This window comes from Chryseobacterium electrogenes, from assembly GCF_053553015.1.
In genome coordinates this window covers 1,381,519-1,404,135 of sequence record NZ_JBNPPB010000002.1, presented here as the reverse complement: position 1 = coordinate 1,404,135, position 22,617 = coordinate 1,381,519, and the positions used below count along the sequence as shown (strand labels likewise).

Annotated in this window: 16 protein-coding genes and 1 tRNA gene; 13 read left to right on the top strand and 4 right to left on the bottom strand. The window is 35.0% G+C overall.

Annotation, left to right across the window (positions count from 1 at the left end):
- Positions 1-182: 182 nt before the first annotated feature.
- From purM to ACQQ6V_RS06450, 4 genes are all read left to right on the top strand, one after another.
- Positions 183-1,172: a phosphoribosylformylglycinamidine cyclo-ligase gene (gene purM, locus ACQQ6V_RS06465; RefSeq protein WP_448844731.1), complete on the top strand. Its 990-nt coding sequence runs from the start codon at positions 183-185 to the stop codon at positions 1,170-1,172.
- A gap of 71 nt (positions 1,173-1,243) precedes the next feature.
- A complete protein-coding gene (gene purN / locus ACQQ6V_RS06460; protein WP_448844730.1) occupies positions 1,244-1,807 on the top strand; it encodes a phosphoribosylglycinamide formyltransferase in 564 nt (187 codons plus the stop codon).
- Between the two features lie 194 nt (positions 1,808-2,001).
- Positions 2,002-3,519: a bifunctional phosphoribosylaminoimidazolecarboxamide formyltransferase/IMP cyclohydrolase gene (gene purH, locus ACQQ6V_RS06455; protein WP_448844729.1), complete on the top strand. Its 1,518-nt coding sequence runs from the start codon at positions 2,002-2,004 to the stop codon at positions 3,517-3,519.
- 239 nt (positions 3,520-3,758) lie between these two features.
- On the top strand, positions 3,759-4,289 hold the full coding sequence (locus ACQQ6V_RS06450) for a glutathione peroxidase (protein ID WP_448844728.1): 531 nt from the start codon (positions 3,759-3,761) through the stop codon (positions 4,287-4,289).
- A gap of 64 nt (positions 4,290-4,353) precedes the next feature.
- On the opposite strand, the gene ACQQ6V_RS06445 is transcribed toward ACQQ6V_RS06450, so the two are convergent.
- A complete protein-coding gene (locus ACQQ6V_RS06445; RefSeq protein WP_448844727.1) occupies positions 4,354-6,036 on the bottom strand; it encodes an APC family permease in 1,683 nt (560 codons plus the stop codon).
- A 397-nt stretch (positions 6,037-6,433) separates the two neighbouring features.
- Between ACQQ6V_RS06445 and ACQQ6V_RS06440 the strand changes: the two genes are divergently transcribed.
- From ACQQ6V_RS06440 to ACQQ6V_RS06415, 6 genes are all read left to right on the top strand, one after another.
- Positions 6,434-9,409, top strand: a complete 2,976-nt coding sequence (locus ACQQ6V_RS06440; RefSeq protein ID WP_448844726.1) for a tetratricopeptide repeat protein — start codon at positions 6,434-6,436, stop codon at positions 9,407-9,409.
- A 4-nt stretch (positions 9,410-9,413) separates the two neighbouring features.
- The gene (gene bla / locus ACQQ6V_RS06435) at positions 9,414-10,295 is read left to right on the top strand and encodes a class A beta-lactamase, subclass A2 (RefSeq protein ID WP_448844725.1); all 882 of its coding nucleotides are present in this window, start codon (positions 9,414-9,416) and stop codon (positions 10,293-10,295) included.
- Between the two features lie 86 nt (positions 10,296-10,381).
- The gene (locus tag ACQQ6V_RS06430) at positions 10,382-12,154 is read left to right on the top strand and encodes a TonB-dependent receptor (protein WP_448844724.1); all 1,773 of its coding nucleotides are present in this window, start codon (positions 10,382-10,384) and stop codon (positions 12,152-12,154) included.
- Positions 12,155-12,166: 12 nt separating this feature from the next.
- Positions 12,167-12,240 (top strand) — tRNA-Arg (locus tag ACQQ6V_RS06425).
- A 209-nt stretch (positions 12,241-12,449) separates the two neighbouring features.
- A complete protein-coding gene (locus ACQQ6V_RS06420; protein WP_448844723.1) occupies positions 12,450-13,031 on the top strand; it encodes a hypothetical protein in 582 nt (193 codons plus the stop codon).
- Between the two features lie 455 nt (positions 13,032-13,486).
- Positions 13,487-13,975 (top strand): hypothetical protein, encoded by a 489-nt coding sequence (locus ACQQ6V_RS06415; protein ID WP_448844722.1) that lies wholly within the window; start codon positions 13,487-13,489, stop codon positions 13,973-13,975.
- Positions 13,976-14,138: 163 nt separating this feature from the next.
- Here the strand turns inward: ACQQ6V_RS06415 and ACQQ6V_RS06410 are convergent, their stop codons facing one another.
- The 3 genes from ACQQ6V_RS06410 to rsmA all read right to left on the bottom strand — a co-directional run bounded on the left by ACQQ6V_RS06410 (position 14,139) and on the right by rsmA (position 16,585).
- Positions 14,139-14,792, bottom strand: a complete 654-nt coding sequence (locus ACQQ6V_RS06410; protein ID WP_448844721.1) for an NAD(P)H-binding protein — start codon at positions 14,790-14,792, stop codon at positions 14,139-14,141.
- Positions 14,793-14,795: 3 nt separating this feature from the next.
- Positions 14,796-15,311, bottom strand: a complete 516-nt coding sequence (idi, locus tag ACQQ6V_RS06405; RefSeq protein ID WP_448844720.1) for an isopentenyl-diphosphate Delta-isomerase — start codon at positions 15,309-15,311, stop codon at positions 14,796-14,798.
- A 491-nt stretch (positions 15,312-15,802) separates the two neighbouring features.
- A complete protein-coding gene (rsmA, locus tag ACQQ6V_RS06400) occupies positions 15,803-16,585 on the bottom strand; it encodes a 16S rRNA (adenine(1518)-N(6)/adenine(1519)-N(6))-dimethyltransferase RsmA (RefSeq protein WP_448844719.1) in 783 nt (260 codons plus the stop codon).
- Between the two features lie 194 nt (positions 16,586-16,779).
- On the opposite strand from rsmA, the gene ACQQ6V_RS06395 reads away from it, so the two are divergent.
- The 3 genes from ACQQ6V_RS06395 to secD all read left to right on the top strand — a co-directional run bounded on the left by ACQQ6V_RS06395 (position 16,780) and on the right by secD (position 22,407).
- Positions 16,780-17,805 carry a WD40/YVTN/BNR-like repeat-containing protein gene (locus ACQQ6V_RS06395; protein WP_448844718.1) on the top strand — a complete coding sequence of 342 codons (1,026 nt, stop codon included), beginning with the start codon at positions 16,780-16,782 and terminating at the stop codon, positions 17,803-17,805.
- Between the two features lie 106 nt (positions 17,806-17,911).
- On the top strand, positions 17,912-19,270 hold the full coding sequence (gene hemN, locus ACQQ6V_RS06390) for an oxygen-independent coproporphyrinogen III oxidase (RefSeq protein WP_448844717.1): 1,359 nt from the start codon (positions 17,912-17,914) through the stop codon (positions 19,268-19,270).
- A 224-nt stretch (positions 19,271-19,494) separates the two neighbouring features.
- A complete protein-coding gene (gene secD / locus ACQQ6V_RS06385; RefSeq protein ID WP_448844716.1) occupies positions 19,495-22,407 on the top strand; it encodes a protein translocase subunit SecD in 2,913 nt (970 codons plus the stop codon).
- Positions 22,408-22,617 lie beyond the last annotated feature (210 nt).

Genomic DNA, 22,617 nt, shown 5'->3' with positions numbered 1-22,617 from the left:
AAAGAAAGACAGTGAAAATTCAGAACAATTTTAGAGAACAACATGACTATTCCAATATAGGGAAAATTATGGACTCTGAAATCCTGAACTAATATAACGGCCGATAATCTGAAAGATTGTCGGCTTTTTTATTGTAGTAAATCGAAGTGAAAAGTTTGAAATAAATTCTCAAAAAAGTAAAAATGAGCAACACGTACAAATCTGCAGGCGTAGACAAAGAAGAAGGTTACAAAACCGTCGATAAAATTAAAAAAGCAGTTGGAGAGACACATAACGCTAATGTCTTAAATCATTTGGGGAGTTTCGGTGCATTTTATGAGATAGGAGGTTATAAGAATCCTGTTTTGGTTTCTGGTACAGATGGTGTTGGGACGAAGCTAAAGGTTGCTTTAGATTCAAAAAGATACGATTCTATAGGTGTAGACTGTTTCGCAATGTGCGCAAACGATATACTTTGTCACGGTGCAAAACCATTGTTTTTCCTTGATTATTTGGCATGCGGAAAACTAGATTCTGAAATCGCTGCCGAAATCGTTTTAGGCATGGTAAAGGCTTGTAAAGATAATAACTGTGCATTGATCGGTGGAGAAACTGCTGAGATGCCAGGGATGTATCAGCCAGGAGATTACGATGTTGCAGGTTTTTGTGTAGGTATTGTGGAGAAAGATCAGATTATTGACGGATCTAAAATTAAAACTGGAGATAAAATCATCGCTTTGCCAAGTTCAGGTTTTCACTCTAATGGATTTTCTTTAGTGAGAAAAGTATTCTCTGATTTCAATGAAGAGTTTGAAGGAAAACCTTTATACGAAACACTTTTGGTGCCGACTAGGCTATATTTTCAAGATATTCATAAACTTCTTAGTGAGGTAGAATTGAGCGGAATTGCTCATATCACAGGCGGTGGTTTGTATGAGAACATTCCGAGAATTATTGCAGATGGCTTGTGCGCGGATATTGATGCAAGCAAGATTCAGATTCCGAGTATTATGTTAGAGTTGGAGAAGCGTGGTAATATTGCCAGAGAAGAGATGTACGGGACTTTCAACATGGGTGTTGGGATGATTGTTGTGGTAGATGCAGATCATGCAGATAAGGTGTTAGAATTAGTTTCTGACGCTTACGAAATCGGAGTAATCACAGAAGGAACTGAAAAGATTAAATTAAACTAAAAGACTAGATTCAGAATTTTGGTTTTTTTTAAAATCTAAAATCTAAAATCTAATGTCTAACATCTGATTAAATGAAAAATATTGTTGTACTTGTTTCGGGTTCTGGAACTAATCTTCAACGGATAATAGATTGTATTGCTACTGGCGAAATCAGAAATGCTAGAGTAAGTAAGGTTATTGCCGACAGAGATTGTTATGCGGTAGAAAGAGCAATTAATCATAATATTGATGCAGTGATGATTCCGAGAGGTAAGGACTTTGCTGGGCAATTAATGCAATCGATTTCTGATGATACAGATTTGATTGTTTTAGCAGGTTTTCTATCGATTCTAAAATCTGATTTTTGTGAACAATGGCAAGGTAAGGTTATTAATATTCATCCTTCTTTATTGCCTAAGTTTGGCGGAAAAGGGATGTGGGGACATCACGTTCATCAAGCCGTTATTAATGCACAAGAAACCGAAAGTGGAGCAACGGTTCATTATGTAACTTTTGGAATTGACGAAGGCGAAATAATTTTTCAAGGTAACGTTGCAGTTGATGAAGGAGAAACAGTAGAAACTTTAGCAAGTAAAATTCACAAAGTTGAACATGAAATTTTTCCAAAGGCAATTGAAAAAGTGCTGAATGGCTAGGTGTTTTACTTAAAGTTAAATTGATTTAAAGATTTTAATTAATTGAAAATCAGTTGTTAAAATGTATTTTTGTTAAATATTTACTTTAAGTAAAATTAAAAAAGAAATCTAAGTAAAAATAAATAAATCCGGAGGTGAAAGAACCGGTAAACTGCAGTTTTGAAATGGCTGTAAAAAGTAAATTGAAAGAAAAAATGAGTAAGAAAAGAGCATTAATTAGTGTTTCTGACAAGAGCGGATTAACAGATTTTGCGAAGTTTTTGGAGTTACAAGGTTATCAATTAATCTCAACTGGTGGTACTTATAAGCATTTGAAAGATGCTGGTTTGGCACCAATTCAGATTGATGAGGTAACAGATTTTCCAGAAATGTTGGATGGTAGAGTTAAGACTTTACATCCAAAAGTTCATGGTGGATTGTTGGCAGTGCGCGCCAATGAAGAACACATGAAAACGGTAAAAGAGCATGATATCGAGTTGATCGATATGGTCATTGTTAATCTTTATCCATTCTTCGAAAACGTTAACAAGGATATTTCTTTGGCGGAGAAAGTGGAGTTTATTGACATTGGCGGACCGTCTATGTTGAGGTCTGCGGCTAAGAATTTTGATTCGGTTACGGTAATTACTAACGTAGAAGATTATACGACTGTAAAGCTTGAAATGGAACAAAATGGCGACACTTACCTAGAGACGCGTAGGAAGTTAGCAGGTAAAGTTTTTAATCTGACTGCTGCGTATGATGCTGCCATAGCGAGTATGCTTTTGGACGAAGATTATCCACAATATCTTAACGCATCTTACAAAAAAGTTTATGATCTGAGATATGGAGAAAATCCACATCAGACGGCTGCTTATTACGCATCGACTTTTGAAAATGGTGCGATGAAAGACTTTGAGCAATTGGGTGGCAAGGAGTTATCTTTCAATAACTTGAGGGATATGGATCTTTGTTGGAAGGTTGTTAATGAGTTTAAAGAAGAGATGGCTTGTTGCGCAGTAAAGCACTCTACACCATGTGGGGTTGCGATTGGTAGTACAGCTTTAGAAACTTATCAGAAGACTTTTGAGTGTGATCCAATTTCTATTTTTGGAGGTATTATAGGGATGAATTATAAAGTTGATGCTGCAACAGCAGAAGAGCTTAATAAGACATTTTTAGAGATTGTAATGGCGCCAGATTTTGATGATGCTGCGATAGAAATCTTGAATAAAAAGAAAAACCTTAGAGTAATCAAAATTAAAAATCCTGTTTCTGATAAGAAAACATGGGTTAAGGTTGATGGTGGGATTTTGGTTCAGGATAATGATAACCAGTTTTCTACTGATATAAAAGTAGCGACCAAAGTTCAGCCTACAGAAGCACAAGAGAAGGCTTTATTGTTTTCTCAACGTGTGGTAAAGTATGTGAAATCTAATGCAATTGTTGTTTCTAATGGTGTGCAAGCCTTCGGGATTGGAGGTGGCCAGGTTAACAGAATTTGGGCCACACAACAAGCGATAGAACGTGCTAAGGAGAAGTTTTCTGGCGACCTAGTTTTGGCGTCAGATGCATTTTTCCCTTTCCGTGATGTAGTAGATTTCTGTGCAGAAAATGGTATTAAAGCGATTATCCAACCAGGAGGAAGCGTGAAAGACCAAGATAGCATAGATGCAGCAGATGAGCATAATATCCCGATGTTATTAACGGGAATGAGACATTTTTTACATTGATATAATGTTAATTTTTATAAAAGCGGATTTCCCATTTCGGGAGGTTCGCTTTTTTTTTTTGCTTGTCTGATGTTAGTGCATGATAACTTGTAGGAGCTATTTTCTAATATTTTGAAGTAATTAAAAAATGAAATTAAAGTAATTGGCTAAATTAATTTGGGGCTTTACTGATATCAATTTCTTACCTTTGGGAAACAAAATACCGCGTGAAGGCGAAGCGCACGCCAAAATTATTTATTATGAAATATCTATTAATTATGGTTTTAGCATTATTTGGATGCAAAAGCAATGGTCAAGCAAAATCCATTCATGAGTTTAAAGTAGAATCCTTAAGTGGTGATACGATTGATTTTTCTGATTTTAAAGGAAAGAAAATTTTGGTCGTTAACACGGCTTCTGAGTGTGGTTTTACACCGCAATATGAAGAGTTAGAAAAGTTATACCAAGCTTATAAGGATAAGTTGGTTATTGTAGGCTTTCCGGCCAATAATTTTGGAGGACAAGAACCAGGTAGTAATCACGAGATTGCAACCTTTTGTCAGAAGAATTATGGCGTGACATTTCCTATGGCAGCTAAGGTTTCTGTGAAGGGAGACGATATTGCGCCAATCTATAAATTCTTGACGGATAAGAAAGAAAATGGTGTAAAAAACACAACGATTCTTTGGAATTTTACCAAGATTTTATTGAACGAAAAAGGAGAGGTTATCGACAGCTTTGTGAGTACAACTAAGCCTATGAGCGACAGTATTACGAAACATTTGAAATAGAACAAACCTCAATTTTATAAACTAAAAAAGGACTTCGTATTGAAGTCCTTTTTTTTTTTTTGATTTATTTTGAATTGTTGTAAGCTTGATTTAATACACTGTTTTTTCTGCCGTAAGCGAAGTAGATAACCAGTCCTATCGCGAACCAAAGTCCAAACCAGAACCAATTATTATGTGTCATCCCTGTTAGTAGATAAAGACAAGAGCTCAGTCCAATTAATGGAATTAATGATAGATTTTTCATAAAAGCTAAAACTACCAAAACAAGATTAATTAAAATGAATATTGTTACAGAAAGTCGGAATTCTCCTTCTGCAGGATCGCTCCAGTTCAATAGATTTTGGAAAAATTCTGGTTGCCAATAGTAGAAGAATGCAAGACCTCCAATAAAAATTATCGGGAAAATGAATTTAGCATTAATATAAGGCATATGAAAACGACCTTTGATTTTTTCCTTTCTAGGAAGTAATAAAACCCCGCCACAGACTAACACAAAAGCGAATATTGTCCCAATACTTGTAAAGTCTAAAATAAAGCTTTTATCGGTAAACAAAATAGGAACTCCAACGACAATACCTGTCATAATGGTAGCATAAGAAGGCACTTTGTTTTTGCTATGCACTTCCTGAAATTTCTTTGGCAAAAGTCCATCACGGCTCATTGCCATCCAGATTCTTGGTTGCCCCATTTGGAAAACCAACAACACTGTCGTTATCGCGATGATTGCAACTAGAGCGATGACAAATTCCATCCAAGGGATATTGAGGTTATCTTTTTGGAAAACAAAGGCTAATGGATCTCCTACACCATCAAATTTTTTGTAATCAACCAAACCTGTCAATACTAATGTTAAAATAATATAGATTACAGTACAAAGTCCTAAAGAAATCAACATGCCTTTTGGTAAAGTTTTCTGTGGATCTTTAGTTTCTTCTGATAGAACACTAATGGCATCAAAACCAATATAGGCAAAGAAAACACCGCTTACTGCAGACATAACACCTGCAAAGCCATTAGGCATCATGCTTGGTATGTTTTCGGAGTTTGTTGGGAACCAATTTCCAGTATTAACATAACCAATACCAACAGCGATAACCAATAAGATTGCAAACAACTTAAGGATCACAAAGAAGTTATTGAAGTTTTTACTTTCCTTAATACCTTGGTAACAAAGCCAAGTGATTAATCCATTGATAACCAATGCGGGAATATCCAATATGATCCTTAGGTTACCAATCATTGGCGCTGTAGCCCAAGCGTTAATTAGCTCTTTGTTGGCAGATGCGTTAAGAACAGCTTTTTTTGCTTCCGTATAACTACAAGTAAAATAATCAGGAATATGTATGCCGATTCTTCCCATAAAACTGGTGAAATAATCAGACCAAGAAAAAGCGACGTAGATATTTCCAAAGCTGTATTCCATAATAAGTGCCCAGCCGATAATCCAAGCGATTAATTCTCCAAAACTAGCGTAAGCATAGGTATAGGCGCTACCTGCAGTGGGGATTCTGCTCGCAAATTCGGCATAGCAAATTGCGGTAAAAGCACAGGCAAATCCACAGATCAGATAAAGAACGATAACACCGGGACCTCCACGAAAAATTGCTTCTCCCAAGCTGCTAAAACTCCCTGCTCCAATAATAGCTGCAATACCGAAAAAGACGATGTCCCAAGTGCCCAACACACGATTCAGTTGTCCTTGATTAGGGTCAGATGAGTAGTGTTTTCTTCTAAAAAGTGAATTCATTGATGGTGGTTTATTTTGAATATAAAAACAAATGTAACATTTTTCTGATAAGATGTTATGTTTGTGTTAATAAACTTAAACTTTGTTAAACTCTATTTTTATTAAGAGATAAAGCTTTTAACTTCATTTTGATAAATTTTTAATTATAATCTCTGTTATTTTTTGCAAAACAGAAAATCTTAATCATTTATTTGTTAATTATAGATGAAGCTTCCTTTTTGGGTGATTGAGAAATCCTTAATTGCATTATTTTAAAGCTTGTTAGGTTTTTAGATTTGTTAAAAAATCTATAAAATATAGCTAGAAAAGCCTTTTAGGGGTTGGCTAGATAATAAGTTTTCTCTATTTTCGTTCCTTACTAATAACATCCGTTTCAGCAAAAAAGTTTTATACTTAGATGAATCCAAAAAAGATAATCCTTGCTTCATTGTTATCGCTTTATGGCGTGGCAGAAGCGCAACAATCTCAATATTTCAGCAATAAAGAAGCTTATCGTTTCAACTTGGCTGACAATCTTTATCAAACCAAAGTTTATAATGCGGCTCAGTACGAATATTCTCGGCAATATTTTTACAACCAAAGTCTTTCTCAATCTAAGAAAGAGGCAGCTTTGTTTTTCGGGCAAGTCATTGGACTGATTCTTCAGCAGCAACATTCTGAAGAAGGTTTTGAAGCTTTTATGAAAGAATATCCTAATTCTTCCTTTTTTGCGCAAGCTAACGGACCTTTGGCAGATTATTATTTGGCTAAAAAAGATTTTCCTAAAGCTTTAGAAACTTTACAGAAGATTAATCAATATCAGCTAAGTCAGCAAGAAAACACGCAATACATCATGAAGTTGGGGTACGCCAAATTTATGACAGGCGACTCTAACGGTGCTATAGAAGCTTTGGAAGAAGCGTCTAAAAATGCTACGAGTGACAACGACAAAGCAGGAATTGCTTATATGTTAGGACATCTTTATTACAGCGATAAACAGAATGATAAAGCATTTTCTTATTTCGATCAAGTGAAATTTAATGAGCAATATGCGGCGATGGTAAAGCCTTATTATGTGCAAATGTATTTCAATAATAAAGATTATGACAAAGCGATTTCTGAAGCACAAGATTTGTTAAACTCTGGCTCTTCGTCTAATTATCAAAACGAAATTCATAAGATTATTGGCGAAAGCTACTTTATGAAAGGCGATTATCAAGCGGCATATCCTCATCTTAAAAAATATCTGGAAAGCGTACAGAGTCCATCAGAAAGTGATCTTTATGAGATGGGATTTGTAGCGTCTCAGCTTAAGAAATCTGATGAAGCGGTTGGTTATTACAATCAGTTAATTAACTCCAATTCTCCATTGGCTCAGAATGCTTATTTCCAATTAGGAAATGCCTATTTGCAGACTGCTAAAAAGCAAGAAGCGCTCTCTGCTTACAGAAATGCCTCTCAGATGAACTACGATGCTAAAGTGCAGGAACTGGCGATGGAACAATATGCCAAGCTGAGTTACGACATCGGAAACCCTTTCGAAAGTGCGCCAAAAGTCTTACAACGTTATATTGATAAATATCCAAAGTCCGCGAAATCTACAGAAATGAAATCGCTTTTGGTTAAATCCTATCTCTATTCTGGCAATTATCAGGAAACCCTTAATGTCTTGAAAAAGTTAGATGCCAAAACTCCAGAAACTAACAAAATAGAGCAGGAGGTGGCTTATCTTTTGGGCAGTGAAGAATTTAACAAAGGCAATTATGATAAAGCCGAACAATATTTTAAGCAAAGTTTAGCCTTCAATCTTAATAAAGAATTTTATAAAAAAGCGCAATATTGGTTGGGACAGACGTATTATCAGAAAAATGATTACCGATCTGCCATTGCAACTTATCTTAAATTAGAAAACGAAACCGCAGAGAATTTCCCGGAGCGTGAGCAATTGGATTATGATTTGGGTTACGCATATTTTAAAAATAAAAACTTCGAGTCGGCGCAGGAACATTTTAAGGATTATTTGAGATTTCCGCGACCTGAGTTTAAAGCCGATGCAGAATTGCGCTTGGCAGACACCTATTACGCCGATAATAAACTGAACGAAGCTTTAGAAATTTATAATAAAACCGAAGGCGCTGCCGATTATGTTTTGTTCCAAAAAGCGATGGCTTTAGGTTTTAAAGGCGATACAGTTGCTAAAATTAATGAACTTAAAAAACTAATTTCGTCGTATTCTAACAGTGAATATAAGGACGATGCACAATACGAAATCGGGACGGCTTATGCGTCTAATGATGACTTTGTAAATTCCAACAATTATTTTGATCAGGTGATTAAAACAAGCCCTGATAAAGATTTAATTGCCAATGCTCAGATTTATCGTGCTCAGAATTATATCGATCAAAATCAAACGGACAAAGCATTAGCAGAATTAAAAATACTCGGAGATCAATACAAAAATTCGGCTTTTGCAGATAAAATTGTAGCAGCGTCCAAACCTGCTTTTGTGAAGAAAGGCGATATTTCTGGCTACGAAAGTTTTGCAAAAAGTCTTGGTGTTAATATTTCCAGCACAGAGAAAGATCAATTGAACTTAAGTCTTGCTCAAGAAAATTATGCTAAAAAAGATTACAGCAAAGCCATTGGTTTTTATGAAAAATATCTGAACCAAAACCCAACAGGTTCTCAATTTTACCAAGCGCAATACGAGCTTGGAGAAAGTTATTATCAGACAAAAAATACTGCGAAAGCTTTGTTAATCCTTCAGAATGTTGCAGATTTTCAAAATGATTATCAGCAAGATGCACAGGTAAGATTGGCGCAGATCTATCTTGGTCAAAATAAAACAGCAGATGCTAAAAAATATCTAGAATTGGTTGCCAACTCTACGGATGTTAGCATTAAGAATTTTGCAGCTTTAGAATTGATGAAAATCTACTCAGATGAGAAGAACTTTTCTAAGGCAGATCAATTTGCGGATGTTGTTCTTAAAAATACCAAAAACTCTGCAGCGGTTTTAGAACAAGCTAAAGTAATCAAAGCCAGAACGGCGATGCAAAACGGAAAAGATAAAGAGGCTCAGACGACTTTTGCTGGCCTTGAGAAATCTTCTAATCCACAAGTTGCTGCAGAAGCACTTTATGCTAAGGCTTATTATCAAAACAAAGGAAAAGCTTTTAAGAGCAGTAACGAAACGATTTTCAAACTTGCTAATAATTACGCATCAGAAGAATATTGGGGTGCAAAAGCTTTGGTGTTGATGGCGAAGAATTATTTGGCACTTAAAGACAATTATCAAGCATCTTATACTTGCGATCAGATTATTGCTAATTACGGTGATTTCCCAGATGTTGTTGCAGAAGCAAAAGAAGTAAAAGCTCAAATCAAAAAATAACGCCATGCAAATAGTCAAAATTTTAACCTTATCTGCCACTTTAGCAACAAGCTTGCTGTGGGCACAAAAAGATCTTAGAGAGTCTATTCAGAGTATTCTTAAAGATAAAAAAGCTAATGTTGGCGTTGCCGTTTGGCATTTAGAAAAACAAGATACAATTAGCGTTAATGGGCATCGTCATCTTCCTATGCAAAGTGTTTTTAAGTTTCCGATAGGATTAGCGGTTTTGGATTTGGTTGATAAAAATAAACTAAAAATAGACCAAAAAATAACATTCAGCAAAGAGGAATTGATGCAGAATACTTGGAGTCCGATAAGAGACAGATTCCCTAATGGCGGATCTTTGTCTTTGTCAGAGATGATAACTTATACGGTGGCGCAAAGCGATAATAGTGGTTGTGATATTTTATTAGATTTAATTGGTGGGACAGATGTTGTACAGAATTATATGGATAGAATTGGTATTAAAGATTTTCAGATTGTTGCCGGTGAGAGAATGATGCATGAGGTCACAGACATCCAATATCAAAATTACATTTCTGCCAATGCCGCTAATCTTTTGCTAGAGAAGTTATACAAAGAACCTATCCTGAAAAAGAATAGCAAGGCGCTTATGATAAAGATTCTGGAAGAAACAACTACCAAACCTAATCGTCTAAGAGGAGAACTTCCTAAAGAAACGATTGTAGCGCACAAAACAGGAACTTCCTTTACGGATGAGAAAGGTAAAACAGGGGCTACTAATGATATTGGTGTGATAACATTGCCTAACGGACAGCATATTATTGTCAGCGTTTTGGTGAGTGATTCTTACGAGAACGAAGATGCTAATGATAAGATTATCGCAGATGTTGCCAAGGCAAGCTTCGATTATTATTCGAAATAAAATAAAAAATTAAACAATTTAGATATCAAATAGACTTATTGAATTATTCTCCAGATTAGAATTTTTCAAACTCTAAATTAATTAAAATGAATAAACTAAAATACATAGCGGTTATCGCATTTTTGGGAATTTTTGGAACCGAATTTTCGCAGGCACAAATTAAAGATGAAAAATTAGTGCTGGACAGAAAACGCGAGCCAGAAGTGAAACGCATCGAAAAGAAAAAAACATCCGTACAACAAGAAAAAAATTATCCACCAGAAGAAAAATCTAAGGAAGTGGTTAATTATAATATCACAGATGTACCGCCAGTTTCGGATTTTAAAACGTCTCAGATCCAAGGAGAAGATATTTCGCCAAAGTTTAATGAAGAAAAACAAAGCAATTATTTTCAATTAGGTTACGGTAATTACGGTAAATTTTTAGCAGATGCCAATGTTTCTGGTAAGGTGAATGATAATGTAGAAGTTGGCGCAGATATTCATTATTTGTCCACTAACGGTCTGAAAAAAGTCTACGACTGGAATTCTAAGCAAAGTCAATTGTCAGCAGGTTTATTTCTTAACGCTTATACTGAGAAAGGGAAATTTAATATCGATGCTAATTTTGGCTTTGATAAATATAATTATTACGGGATTTATACCTTTTCGCCAGACTCTAATATTGACTTGGAACAAAAGGTAAATCGTTTTAAAATCAATGCTTATTACGATCATTACTCTAACGATATTCTTAATGATGTGAGGGTGAAATCGTCCATATTAAGCGATCATTTTGATACCAAAGAAACACAAGGAGAATTGCTCGTTAACTTATCAAAGCATGATCTAGACGTCTATACGGATGTGAAAATGAATGCGGATCTTGGTCTTGGATTAGAAACGGTTAATACAAAATTCGGGATTCTAGACAAGAATGAAAGTGATTTATTCAACGCTAATTTAGCTCCGAAAGTAACATTTTATAAAGGTAAATCTTACTTAATGTTAGGATCGGATTTTTCATTTTTTAGTCAGAAACATCAGAGTTCATTTTTAGATCAAGAAAAAAATAGCAAAGTCTATTGGTTCCCAAAAGCTGAAGTGCAGATTGCGGCTTTGGATCAATTCAAATTTTATGCGGGAGTAGATGGCGGATTAAAACTAAATTCTTACAATCAATTATTGGAAGAAAATCCTTACCTAGTCTCTGATTTATTCTTGAAACCAACTCAGACTAAATATCATTTTTATTTCGGGATTAAAGGCGATGTCGACCAAACTTTAAAATATGATATCAGCGCAGGTTATGGCAAGCAGAACGATATTTTGTTCTTTCAGAATAATCTAATTTCTGATGCAACGGTTACTAATAACAGAAAGCCGTATGATTTTGCCAACACTTTTGGTGCTATATATGACAACGGAACATTAAGTGAAGTTAAAGCCAGCGTGCAGGTATTTCCAATAGAGAATTTGGTTGTCGATGGTGAGCTTCATTTTATGAAATATAAGCTGGATAATATGGCAGAAGTATTCTATAAGCCACTGGTACAATCTACGATTGGTGCAAAATATGCGATGCTAGGCAAGAAGCTTAATTTAGGTTTTAAAGGTGTTTTTGTGACGGACAGAACAGGAAATAGTTTCGATATTAAAGAAAATACAACAGTTAATCCAAGTCTATATAATATCCAAGAAAATGGAAATCAGAAAGTTGGTGGTTATGTAGATCTTAATTTGTCTGCAGAATATAAGATTCACAAAAATTTCAGTATTTTTGCACTCGGAAATAATCTTCTGAACACCAAATACCAGAATTATTATGGTTATAAAGTGTTAGGCGCACAATTTTTGGGCGGCGTGAAGATTACCTTCTAATTTTTATGTAAAGGCTTCGTAGTTCAACTGGATAGAATATTGGATTTCGGCTCCAAGGGTTGGGGGTTCGAATCCCTTCGAGGTCACAAACCGTCTTATTTATAGGACGGTTTTTTTGTGAGAAAAAATTGAAATTATGGTTTGCCGTAAAAGAACAACTCAAACTTTAAGTAATTTGCGAACTTTAAAATTTAACAAGAATAAATACAATATCCAGACGAAACATTTGAAATCACTGATTTTAGAAAAATTCTTTTAGCGATTAAAGTTGAAACATTTATATAAAATAAAAACTATGAAAAAAATATTATTGGCTACAATCCTAATTTCGGGATTTGCTTTTGGACAAATTGAAAGAGTTGTAAGTGATTCTTTGACTAAAACACAAAATTACTCAAATGCTATTTCTTGGGCTTCTTTAAATAGTAAGGAATTGAGAGTAAAAAATATTGTTAATTCTGATCCAAATCTTGGAATGGTGTCAATGCGTATTAACGCCTCTTTACCAGGAGATGAAGGTCTTATTTATAATATAGAGTTTAATCTTAAAATAGAAGTTAAAGATAAAAAATATAAGGTATCATATTTGTCTCCGCTTTATCTAATTGATACGAAATATACAGAGCTAACTTATCTGCCTAATGCTACGTTAAATCTAATGAAATCAAACTTGGAAGCGATACAGTTAATAAGTGAAAAGCATTTCAATGATAAGCTAGAATGGGAGTATGACTCTGTTAAAGTACTAAGCGAAGACTCTACTTTAAATAGTCGAAAAAAAAACATGTTAATAAAATTGTTAAGTAGATTTGAAGAGCTTCAGATTTTACTAAATTCAAGTATTGATAAAACGATGACTAGCAACAATGAGTGGTAATCATAATTTGTCCTTCAGGAACTTGTTATGAAAGGTTTAAGAAACAATGATTTAAGTAATCATGCTATTTACATATTTAAAAAATGAATTTAGTTATAATTAACTGAAAGCTATTACTTGAAATAAGGTTGGGAACTACCCTGGAAAGGTAGTGTAGGGGTAACTTAGTTTTATCGAGGCTAATCCCTTCTGAGGTCACAAACCGTCTTATTTATAGGACGGTTTTTTTTGTTTGTGAAAATGCATTTAATAAAAATAAGTTTACTTATCAATAATTCAATAATAAGTAGATTAATCAACTAGAAGAATCGACAAAAAGTAAATAGTTCGGATAAACGAAATTTGTATATTTGACCGTTATATACAACATCAGGATTTGCTGTGGTATATACCTTTTGAAAAGACTAAAGGTGTAGTTTATGATTAATTAGTTTCAATGAGAATAGATTTAAAAGATGAATAATATTTTTAAAATTTTAGTAATGTCTAGTTTTGTAGCATTTCAGACGGTTAATGCACAGACTAAAACTGTAAAACAAGTTAACCCACTTGCGACTTTTATTGTTGGTACCTGGAAGGTGACTTCTGTAGATGGGCAAATGTTTATTAAGATGAATCCTAAATCTAATGCAGAAATGCCTGTACCTCTTGGGTTATGGGTGGGCAAAAATTTTGTTTTTTCTAAAGACAATCAACTAGTGATTAAAGATGCGGGCAAAACTTATTTTACGGGAGCTTATGTTCTTACTGATAATAAAATTAGCGTCCCAAAAACAGCCGGTAACTTCGAGATGATTATCGAAAAAGATGGCAGTAACTTAAAAATATCCCAGACGCCTAATACTTTCTATAGCCTATTAACAGAGCAGTCTAAACAATCTGTAGAACAGGTGAAAAAGATGTTTAGGATTCCGAAGAATATTGTATTCAACATGAGCAAATAATATGAAAATTATCAGATGCTGGCAAAGACTTTTCAAGAAGTTTTTGTTTAAGGTATAATTGTGATTCAGATTTTGTTTCAGGATTAGACAGCTTTTAGATATGAAAAAACTCCAACACGATACGGTTGGAGTTTTTTTATATAATGATAGCAATAATATTTATTTAGTTATGCCTCTTTGCAAAGCTTACAATATTTTGTCCTATTATTTCGCTGTAAGATTTAGATTTTATCTTAGATGCCACAATCATTGCTTGCGCTAATGTCTCTGTCGGCAATGGCTTTTGAGATCTTAATATGCCTAATTTATTTAGTGCTTTTATAAGCTTTAGTGCAATGTTTTCTGTTGCTCTGTTGCTATTGGGACGTTGTAGCATTCCGGGTTTGAAGATTGTTAATTTATCAAACTTAAGCTGTTTTATAGCTTCCTCTAATTCGCCTTTCATTCTAGAGTAGAAAATTTTAGAAGTAGAAGATGCGCCCTCAGAAGAAACGAGTATAAAATCTTCTACCATATTCTCTTTAGCAACTTTCGCAAAATTGAATTGGTAGTTATAATCTATCTTCCATTGTGCATTCTTACTGCCGGCATCTTTAAGTGTTGTGCCAAGGCAAGAAAAAGCAACGTCGCCTGATACAAGATGTTTCCAGTTATTTGGTTGGTCAAAATCTACTGTAATCGCTTTCACTTTAGGCTCATTAATAATAACATCACGTCTTACAAAAGCAATTATTTCTGAGATATTGGGATCATTAGATAATTGCGAGATAAGAGACTTTCCGGTGCTTCCTGTAGCACCAATAACCAAAGCTTTCATAATCTAGATTTTAAGATGATTGCGATATTCTGCCCAAATAATTTTAAACCATTCTGTATATCGCTCAGGATATTGCTGTATATCTGTGTTGAGGTCTGCAATGCTCATGTATTTTATCTCAGAAACTTCATCAGGATTTAGGTTAAAATCACCATTATAAATACCTGTGAAAACATGATCCAACTCATGCTCCCAAAGATCCTGTCCAACATCCGCTTTGTAGATAAAATGGAAACGCTCTGTAAGCTCACTTTCTATGCCTAATTCCTCATTAAGTCGGCGTTTTGCAGCATCTAGGTAAGATTCGTTCTCGCGAGGATGAGAGCAGCAAGCATTAGTCCATTGGTTAGGAGAGTGGTATTTTTCTGCGGCACGTTTTTGCAATAACATTTCTCCCTTTTCATTAAACAAAAACACCGAAAATGCTCTGTGTAATAATCCATTTTCGTGAGCTTGCAATTTTTCCATCAGTCCCAGCACTTCGTCTTGCGGGTCGACCAATACCACTAATTCTTTCATGACACAAATCTACTTATTTTTTCTCAAATGCTTTTAGGAGCTTATTCCCGCTATCCGCTATATCTTTACTTGGCTCACTCGGACGGCTCCGCTACGCTCCGCCGCCTCACTCGCCCAGCAAAGGATGCCGCTTCTATCGGGGCTATTGTAGACGTGAGAAAGGAGATGTGATTTCCACCAAAGTTTTATTTCATGTTTGTGATGGTTTGCATTTATAAAAGAGAGTGTAGTACTAATTATATAAGTTGTTGTTTACGCATAAAATATGCACCTCTGCAAGACCTTATTCTAGAGGGCTTACAACGGCAAGCTTGTTAAGAGGTCATGACAAGCTTGGCATCACTCAATAGCAAGCTTGTCGTTGGGTAATAGCAAGCTTGTTATTTTTATCAGCAAGGCTAGTAGGTCATAAAAAGATTAAACTAACTCTGACTTTCTACAAAAAAAGACTGCTAGAGGTAGTAGTCTTTTTGATTTTTATTGTGTTTATCTTAAGATTGTGACAGTTGAGCCTCTTTCCATTCTTTGGTAAAGTTGATGAAGTCAGCAACAGATAATTCTTCTGCACGGATATCTAAGAAAGGATGCGATTTTATAGCTTCAGGAATATTGAGAACCTTAAGCGCATTGCTCATCTTTTTTCTACGTTGGTTAAAGCCAGCTTTCACAATTTGTTTGAACAACGTTTCATTACCTTGTAAGCCTTCTTTAGGATTTCTAACGATGCGGATAACGCCAGACTTCACCTTCGGAGGTGGGTTGAAAACATTTTCATGAACTGTAAAAAGGTAATCTACATCATAATAAGCCTGTACCATGATAGACAAAATGCCATAATCTTTGGTACGTGGTTTGGCAGCCGTTCTCTCCGCAACTTCTTTTTGGAACATCCCAACCATCTCTGGTACTTGCTGATAGTTGTCGATAATCTTGAACAATATCTGAGAAGAGATATTATACGGGAAGTTACCAATAACTGCTACTTGATCTGTAAAGGTTGTAGGCAGGTCTATTTTTAGAAAATCACCAATAAAGTTTTGCTCTTCTAATTTAGAATAATGAAGCTTGAGGTAATCTATAGACTCTTGGTCTATTTCTGCTACAAAAGTTTCTGTAGGCTTGTCTAATAAGAATTTTGTCAATACGCCCATACCTGGACCAACTTCTAAGACTTGGTTGTAATCCTGATAAGATAATCCTTCTACAATATTTCTGGCAATGTTTTGATCCGTCAAGAAATGTTGACCGAGATGTTTTTTGGCACGTACGTTCATGTTGCAAAGATATTGTAATTATGGTGATCCTAAAAATGAATAAGAATGTTTTCTTCTTTTCCCTTTTATAAAGAAGAATCTACAGTTAATTAGTTTTTTCTTACAGAGACTATGATAATTCTCAAAATGTCTCAGCTCGCAATAGATTTGCTTAGATATTATTGTTAATTTGCTCTTTATAAATTTTAAGCATTATGAAGTCCGGTTTTCTGTATTTAGCTCTAATTATTACAAGTTTCTGTCAAGCGCAAAATATTAAAATAGACACTTTGTTAACCGATAAGATAAGCATTCGTACGATTCAGATTTGGGATGGTAAAGTATGGTATGCGGGGACAGATTCTAAATTTGGTTACATAGATTTAAAAAATAAATCCAATCAAAAACAAATAAAACTTGCTGAGAAAAATTTGCAGTTCAGAACTTTGGCTCAGAATAACAAGAATTTTTATGCTATTAATATAGAAAGTCCTGCTTTCTTTTTCGAGATTGATAAAAAATTGCTCGCTTCTAGAGTTGTCTTTACAGATTATGATAAAACTGCTTTCTATGACGCTTTTACCTTTGTAGATAATCAATACGGTATTGCATTTAGTGATCCGTCAGAATCCCAAAAACTCAATATTACTTTAACAAGAGATGCTGGACAGAGATGGATACATTGTAATGATTGTAAGGATTTTCCTGTATTAGATAAAGGCGAAGCCGCTTTTGCCGCAAGTAATACCAATATTGCATCAAGAGGTAAATATGTTTGGTTAGCCACTGGAGGTGCTACGTCTAGAATCTACCGAATGAAAAATAAAAGTTGTATTTGGCAAGTTTTCGAAACACCGATTATCCAAGGGACTTCATCACAAGGGATTTATTCTATAGATTTCGCTAATGAGAAATTCGGTATTGCGGTTGGTGGAGATTATACCAAACAATCCGAAAATATTAATAATATCGCAACCACTAACGATGGTGGAGAGACTTGGGAAATCCAAGCTTCTGGGCATAATGCGGGTTATATGACTTGTGTAAGGGTTAAGCCAAAATCTAAGGGCAAAGAGATGATTGCTGTAGGCGACCAACATATTAGTTATTCTTCAGACTTTGGGAAAACATGGACTAAGATTTCTGACGAAAAAGGCTTTTATACAGCAGATTGGATTGACGAAAATTCTGTCATTTTAGCAGGGAAAGATAAGATTGCAAGATTAACTTTTTTAAAATAGCTTTTTTAGATGACTTATAATAGAAGATAAGAATAACGATATATATAAAACTACGATTTCTAATTCGTAACTTTGCGGTTTATAAAATAATGTAGAAGTTTCTAAGATGAATTCATTAGTAGACAAATATAATATTCCAGGGCCACGTTATACCTCATATCCAACCGTTCCTTATTGGGACGATAGTACTTTTTCCACAGAAAAATGGAAACAAAGTGTTATCCAGACTTTTAATGAGAGTAATGCTTCAGAAGGGATTTCCATTTATATTCATTTGCCGTTTTGTGAGGCGCTTTGTACCTTTTGTGCGTGTCATAAAAGGATTACCAAACAACATTCTGTAGAAGTTCCTTATCTGGAAACTGTTTTGAAAGAATGGAAACTTTACCTCCAATTATTTAATGAAAAACCGAAACTTAAAGAATTACATTTAGGTGGCGGTACACCGACTTTTTTCTCACCAGAAAATCTTAAAGCCTTATTAGAAGGTATTTTTGAGAGCGTAGAGATTGCAGAACATCAGGAGTTTTCTTTTGAAGGACATCCTAATAATACGACCAAGGCGCATCTAGAAACTTTGTATCAATTAGGATTTAAAAGAGTGAGTTTTGGAGTGCAAGATTATGATCCTAAAGTTCAGAAGGCGATTAACAGAATCCAATCATTCGAGAATGTGAAGAATGTTACAGAGTGGGCTAGAGAGATTGGTTATACGAGTATTTCTCACGACTTAGTTTTCGGCTTGCCACATTCTACTTGGGAAACGACAGAGTATACTATCAGAAAAACTTTAGAATTAAAACCAGATCGATTAGCTTTTTACTCTTACGCACACGTACCTTGGGTTAAAGGTGTTGGGCAACGAGGCTTTGATGAAAAAGATTTGCCATCAGGAGAAGAAAAGCGTAAGCAATATGAAAATGGTAAAAATCTTTTAGAAAATCTTGGTTACATAGAAGTTGGGATGGATCATTTTTCTTTAGAGCATGATGATTTATATCAATCTTTAATTCAGAAGAAATTGCACCGTAATTTTATGGGCTACACATCTAGTAAGACTCAGTTGATGGTTGGCTTAGGGATGTCTTCTATCTCAGATTCTTGGTATGCATTTGCCCAAAACGAAAAATCAATTGAGGATTATCAGAGAATTGTTAATGATGGTGAGATCCCGGTTTTTAGAGGACATGTTTTAAGTAATGAAGATCTGCTTATGAGACAGCATATTCTTAATCTTATGTGTCAGTTAGAAACGACTTGGAATATAGAAACCAGATTTCAAGAATTAGAAAATGCTCTAGGAATGCTGAAAGAAATGGAAGCTGATGGATTGGTAGAGTTGTACGATAATCAAATAAAAATTACAGAAGAGGGAAGAGCTTACACGAGAAATGTCGCGATGGTTTTTGATCTCAGAATGATGAGAAATAAACCTGAAACAAGGATTTTTTCTATGACAATATAAATTTAAAAGAGGTGTTATTTTGCATCTCTTTTTTTGTAGAATACTTTTTCGTTTTGCAACTGTCGGTTTTTAGATTTTCTTAATTATTACGTCCAAGATTAAAATTAACTTAAAAAAAAGTTAAGGTTTTATCGTGATATTGTTAAAAATTACTCATTTTCAAATTCTTATTTCTACATAAAATCGTTATATTTGCCGACTAATTATAAATATATAGTAAGAAAATGCAAGGAAAAGGACTCGTTACATTAGTTGCTATCGTACTAGGACTCATCTGTCTTAACGAGCTTTTGCCCTCTTTCTATGCCAACAAAATAGAAAAAGAAGCGAAAGCAGTTGCCGGCGATAACCAACAAAAATACCTCGATGAGATTGCAAGACTTTCTAAGGATACGCTTAATCTAGGCTTTACTAAGCTTAATTATGCGGATGCTAAGCAGAAAGAAATGAAGTTAGGTCTCGATTTGAAAGGAGGTATCAACGTGCTTTTGGAAATCAACCAAAGAGATTTGGTTAACGATTTAACCAACTATTCTGCCAACCCGGTATTAATAGAAGCACTTAACAGAACTGAGAAAGCTCAGAGAAACTCGACTAAATCTTTTATCGAAGATTTCTTTACTCAGTTTGATCTTGTTAACAAAGAAAAAGGTACTAACCTAAAACTTGCAGATCCTGAGATCTTCGGTAATACTAATCTTACAGAGATTAAGTATAACACACCAGATGATCAAGTAAAAAGTATCGTAAGAAAAAAAATAGATCAATCGGTAGGGGCAGCTTATGAAGTAATCCGTACGCGTATCGATAAGATGGGTGTTACACAGCCTAATGTACAGCGTGTAGCTGGTACAGGACGTATCTTGGTAGAGATGCCAGGTATCAAAGATATCGATAGAGTAAAGAAAATGTTGGCAACTTCTGCCAAATTACAATTCTGGGAAGTACAACAAGTTCCTGAAGTTTATCCTTATTTCGAGCAAGTATCACAATTGGTTCGTGCAAAAGGTGATTCTATGGGCGTTTCTAAGAATGTTGATTTTTCAAAACTTCTTCAGATTAATTCGTTAAGATCTAACGGTGTTGCTAACGTTAAGTTATCAGATACTGCTGTTGTTAATAAAATCATCAATAGTACTGTTGCTATCAATGCTAGACCTTCTAACATTAAGTACACCCAATTTATGTGGGGTTATAAGACTGAGAAAGAAGATCCTAACAATCTTGTATTGTATGCTATTAGAGGTAACATCAGCCAAAAAGCGCCTGTAGATGGTGCGGTAGAAACTTCTAATGTAAGCTATGACCAGATTGGCCGTATCGTTGTAGATATGAAAATGGACTCTAAAGGTGCTAAAGAATGGAAAACCATGACGGAGAAAAACGTTGGTAAGCCAGTGGCCGTTACTTTGGACAACCGCGTGTATACCGCGCCTAATGTACAAGGTGTCATCCCTAACGGTAGCACTCAGATTTCTGGTAACTTTACACAACAAGAAGCTAAAGATCTTACTGACATTTTAGGTGCAGGTAAATTACCAGCAGGAGCTAAAATCGTTCAGGCAGATGTTGTAGGACCATCTTTGGGTGCAGAATCTATTGATGCTGGTGTTATATCATTCTTAATTGCTTTTGCTATTATTATTGTTTACATCATTTTCTACTACGGTGGTGCAGGTGTATATGCAGTAATTGCGATGGTGATTAACTTGTTCTACATCTTCGGGATTATGGATTCTATTGACGCTACTTTAACATTACCAGGTATTGCGGGTATCGTATTATCTATGGCAATGGCTGTAGATGCCAACGTAATTATTTATGAAAGAACCAAAGAAGAACTTTTCCGAGGGAAGAGTATCCTAGAAGCTTATAAAGACGGTTTCAAACATGCAATCTCTGCGATTATTGATGGTCACTTAACGACCTTAATTACGGCAGTTATCCTTTATGTTTTCGGGACTGGACCTATCCAGGGATTTGCGGTAACGTTAATTATTGGTTTGATTATGACATTGTTCACGTCAGTTCTTTTATCAAGATTGATGATCTTCAATAGATTAAACAAAGGTAAATCACTTTCTGTATGGACGCCATTAACTAAAAATCTATTCAGAAATACTTGGATTGATTTTATCGGAAAAAGAAGATATGCTTATATTTTCTCTGCGATATTAATGGTAATCAGTATTGCATCTATTGCAATTAATGGTTTTAAATTTGGTATCGACTTTACTGGTGGACGTAACTACGTAATCAGATTCGAAAAACCAGTTGATGCAGAAAAAATCGAAGCAGGTATTGCAAAATTAATGCAAACGGAAGATGGTAAAAACTCTGCAGTAGAAGCTAAAACTTTCGGTAATAGCAATCAGCTTAAGATCTCTACAGATTACCTTATTGATGACGAATCTCTAAAGGCAGATCAAACTGTAGAACAAAAAATCTTCGAAGGAATTAAAGCAGATCTTCCTGCTAATATGACTTTAGCAGACTTTAAGAGTGCTGACAAAGACCATGCAGGTATCGTATCATCTACTAAAGTAGGACCAACTGTTGCTGATGATATCACAACGCACGGTATCTTAGCAGTTGTTGCATCATTAATAGGTATTTTCATCTATATCTTGGTGAGATTTGACAAGTGGCAATTCTCATTAGGAGCGGTAGCAGGTTTATTCCATGATACTGTAGTAATTTTGGGTGTTTACTCATTATTCTATAGATATGCACCATTTAATATGGAAATTAATCAAGATTTTATTGCGGCTATATTAACGGTAATAGGATATTCTATTAACGATACCGTAATTATCTTTGACCGTATTAGAGAGTATATCCGTGAGAAAAAAGCGATCTCTTTGGCAGGATTATTTGATGATTCTATCTCTAGTACAATTGGTAGAACGTTCAATACCTCATTCACTACCTTGTTGGTAATCCTTGCGATTTTCATCTTTGGTGGCGATAACCTTAGAGGCTTTATGTTCTGTCTATTGGTAGGTATTGGTTTCGGTACATATTCATCAATCTTTATTGCGTCGGCTACGGCTTACGATTTCCTTAAAGGAAGAGGTAAAGACAAAGACGAAAAATTAAGCGGTAAGACATCTGTTGATGCTGTAATAGAAAAATAATTCTTAATTAAGATATATTTTAAAAGCCTTTCAATTCACTTTGAAAGGCTTTTTTATTTGGGCGCCATTTCCAGCTTTCGTTACTCGCTGTCTTGCTTTGCCATGGCTTTTTCTAGGCTACAGCAATACGAGCTCAGACATGCCACTCAATCTGGGGCGCGAGCGAGAACTTTTTAATTGAGGTTTGTGAGAAATTCATAACTTCGCAGT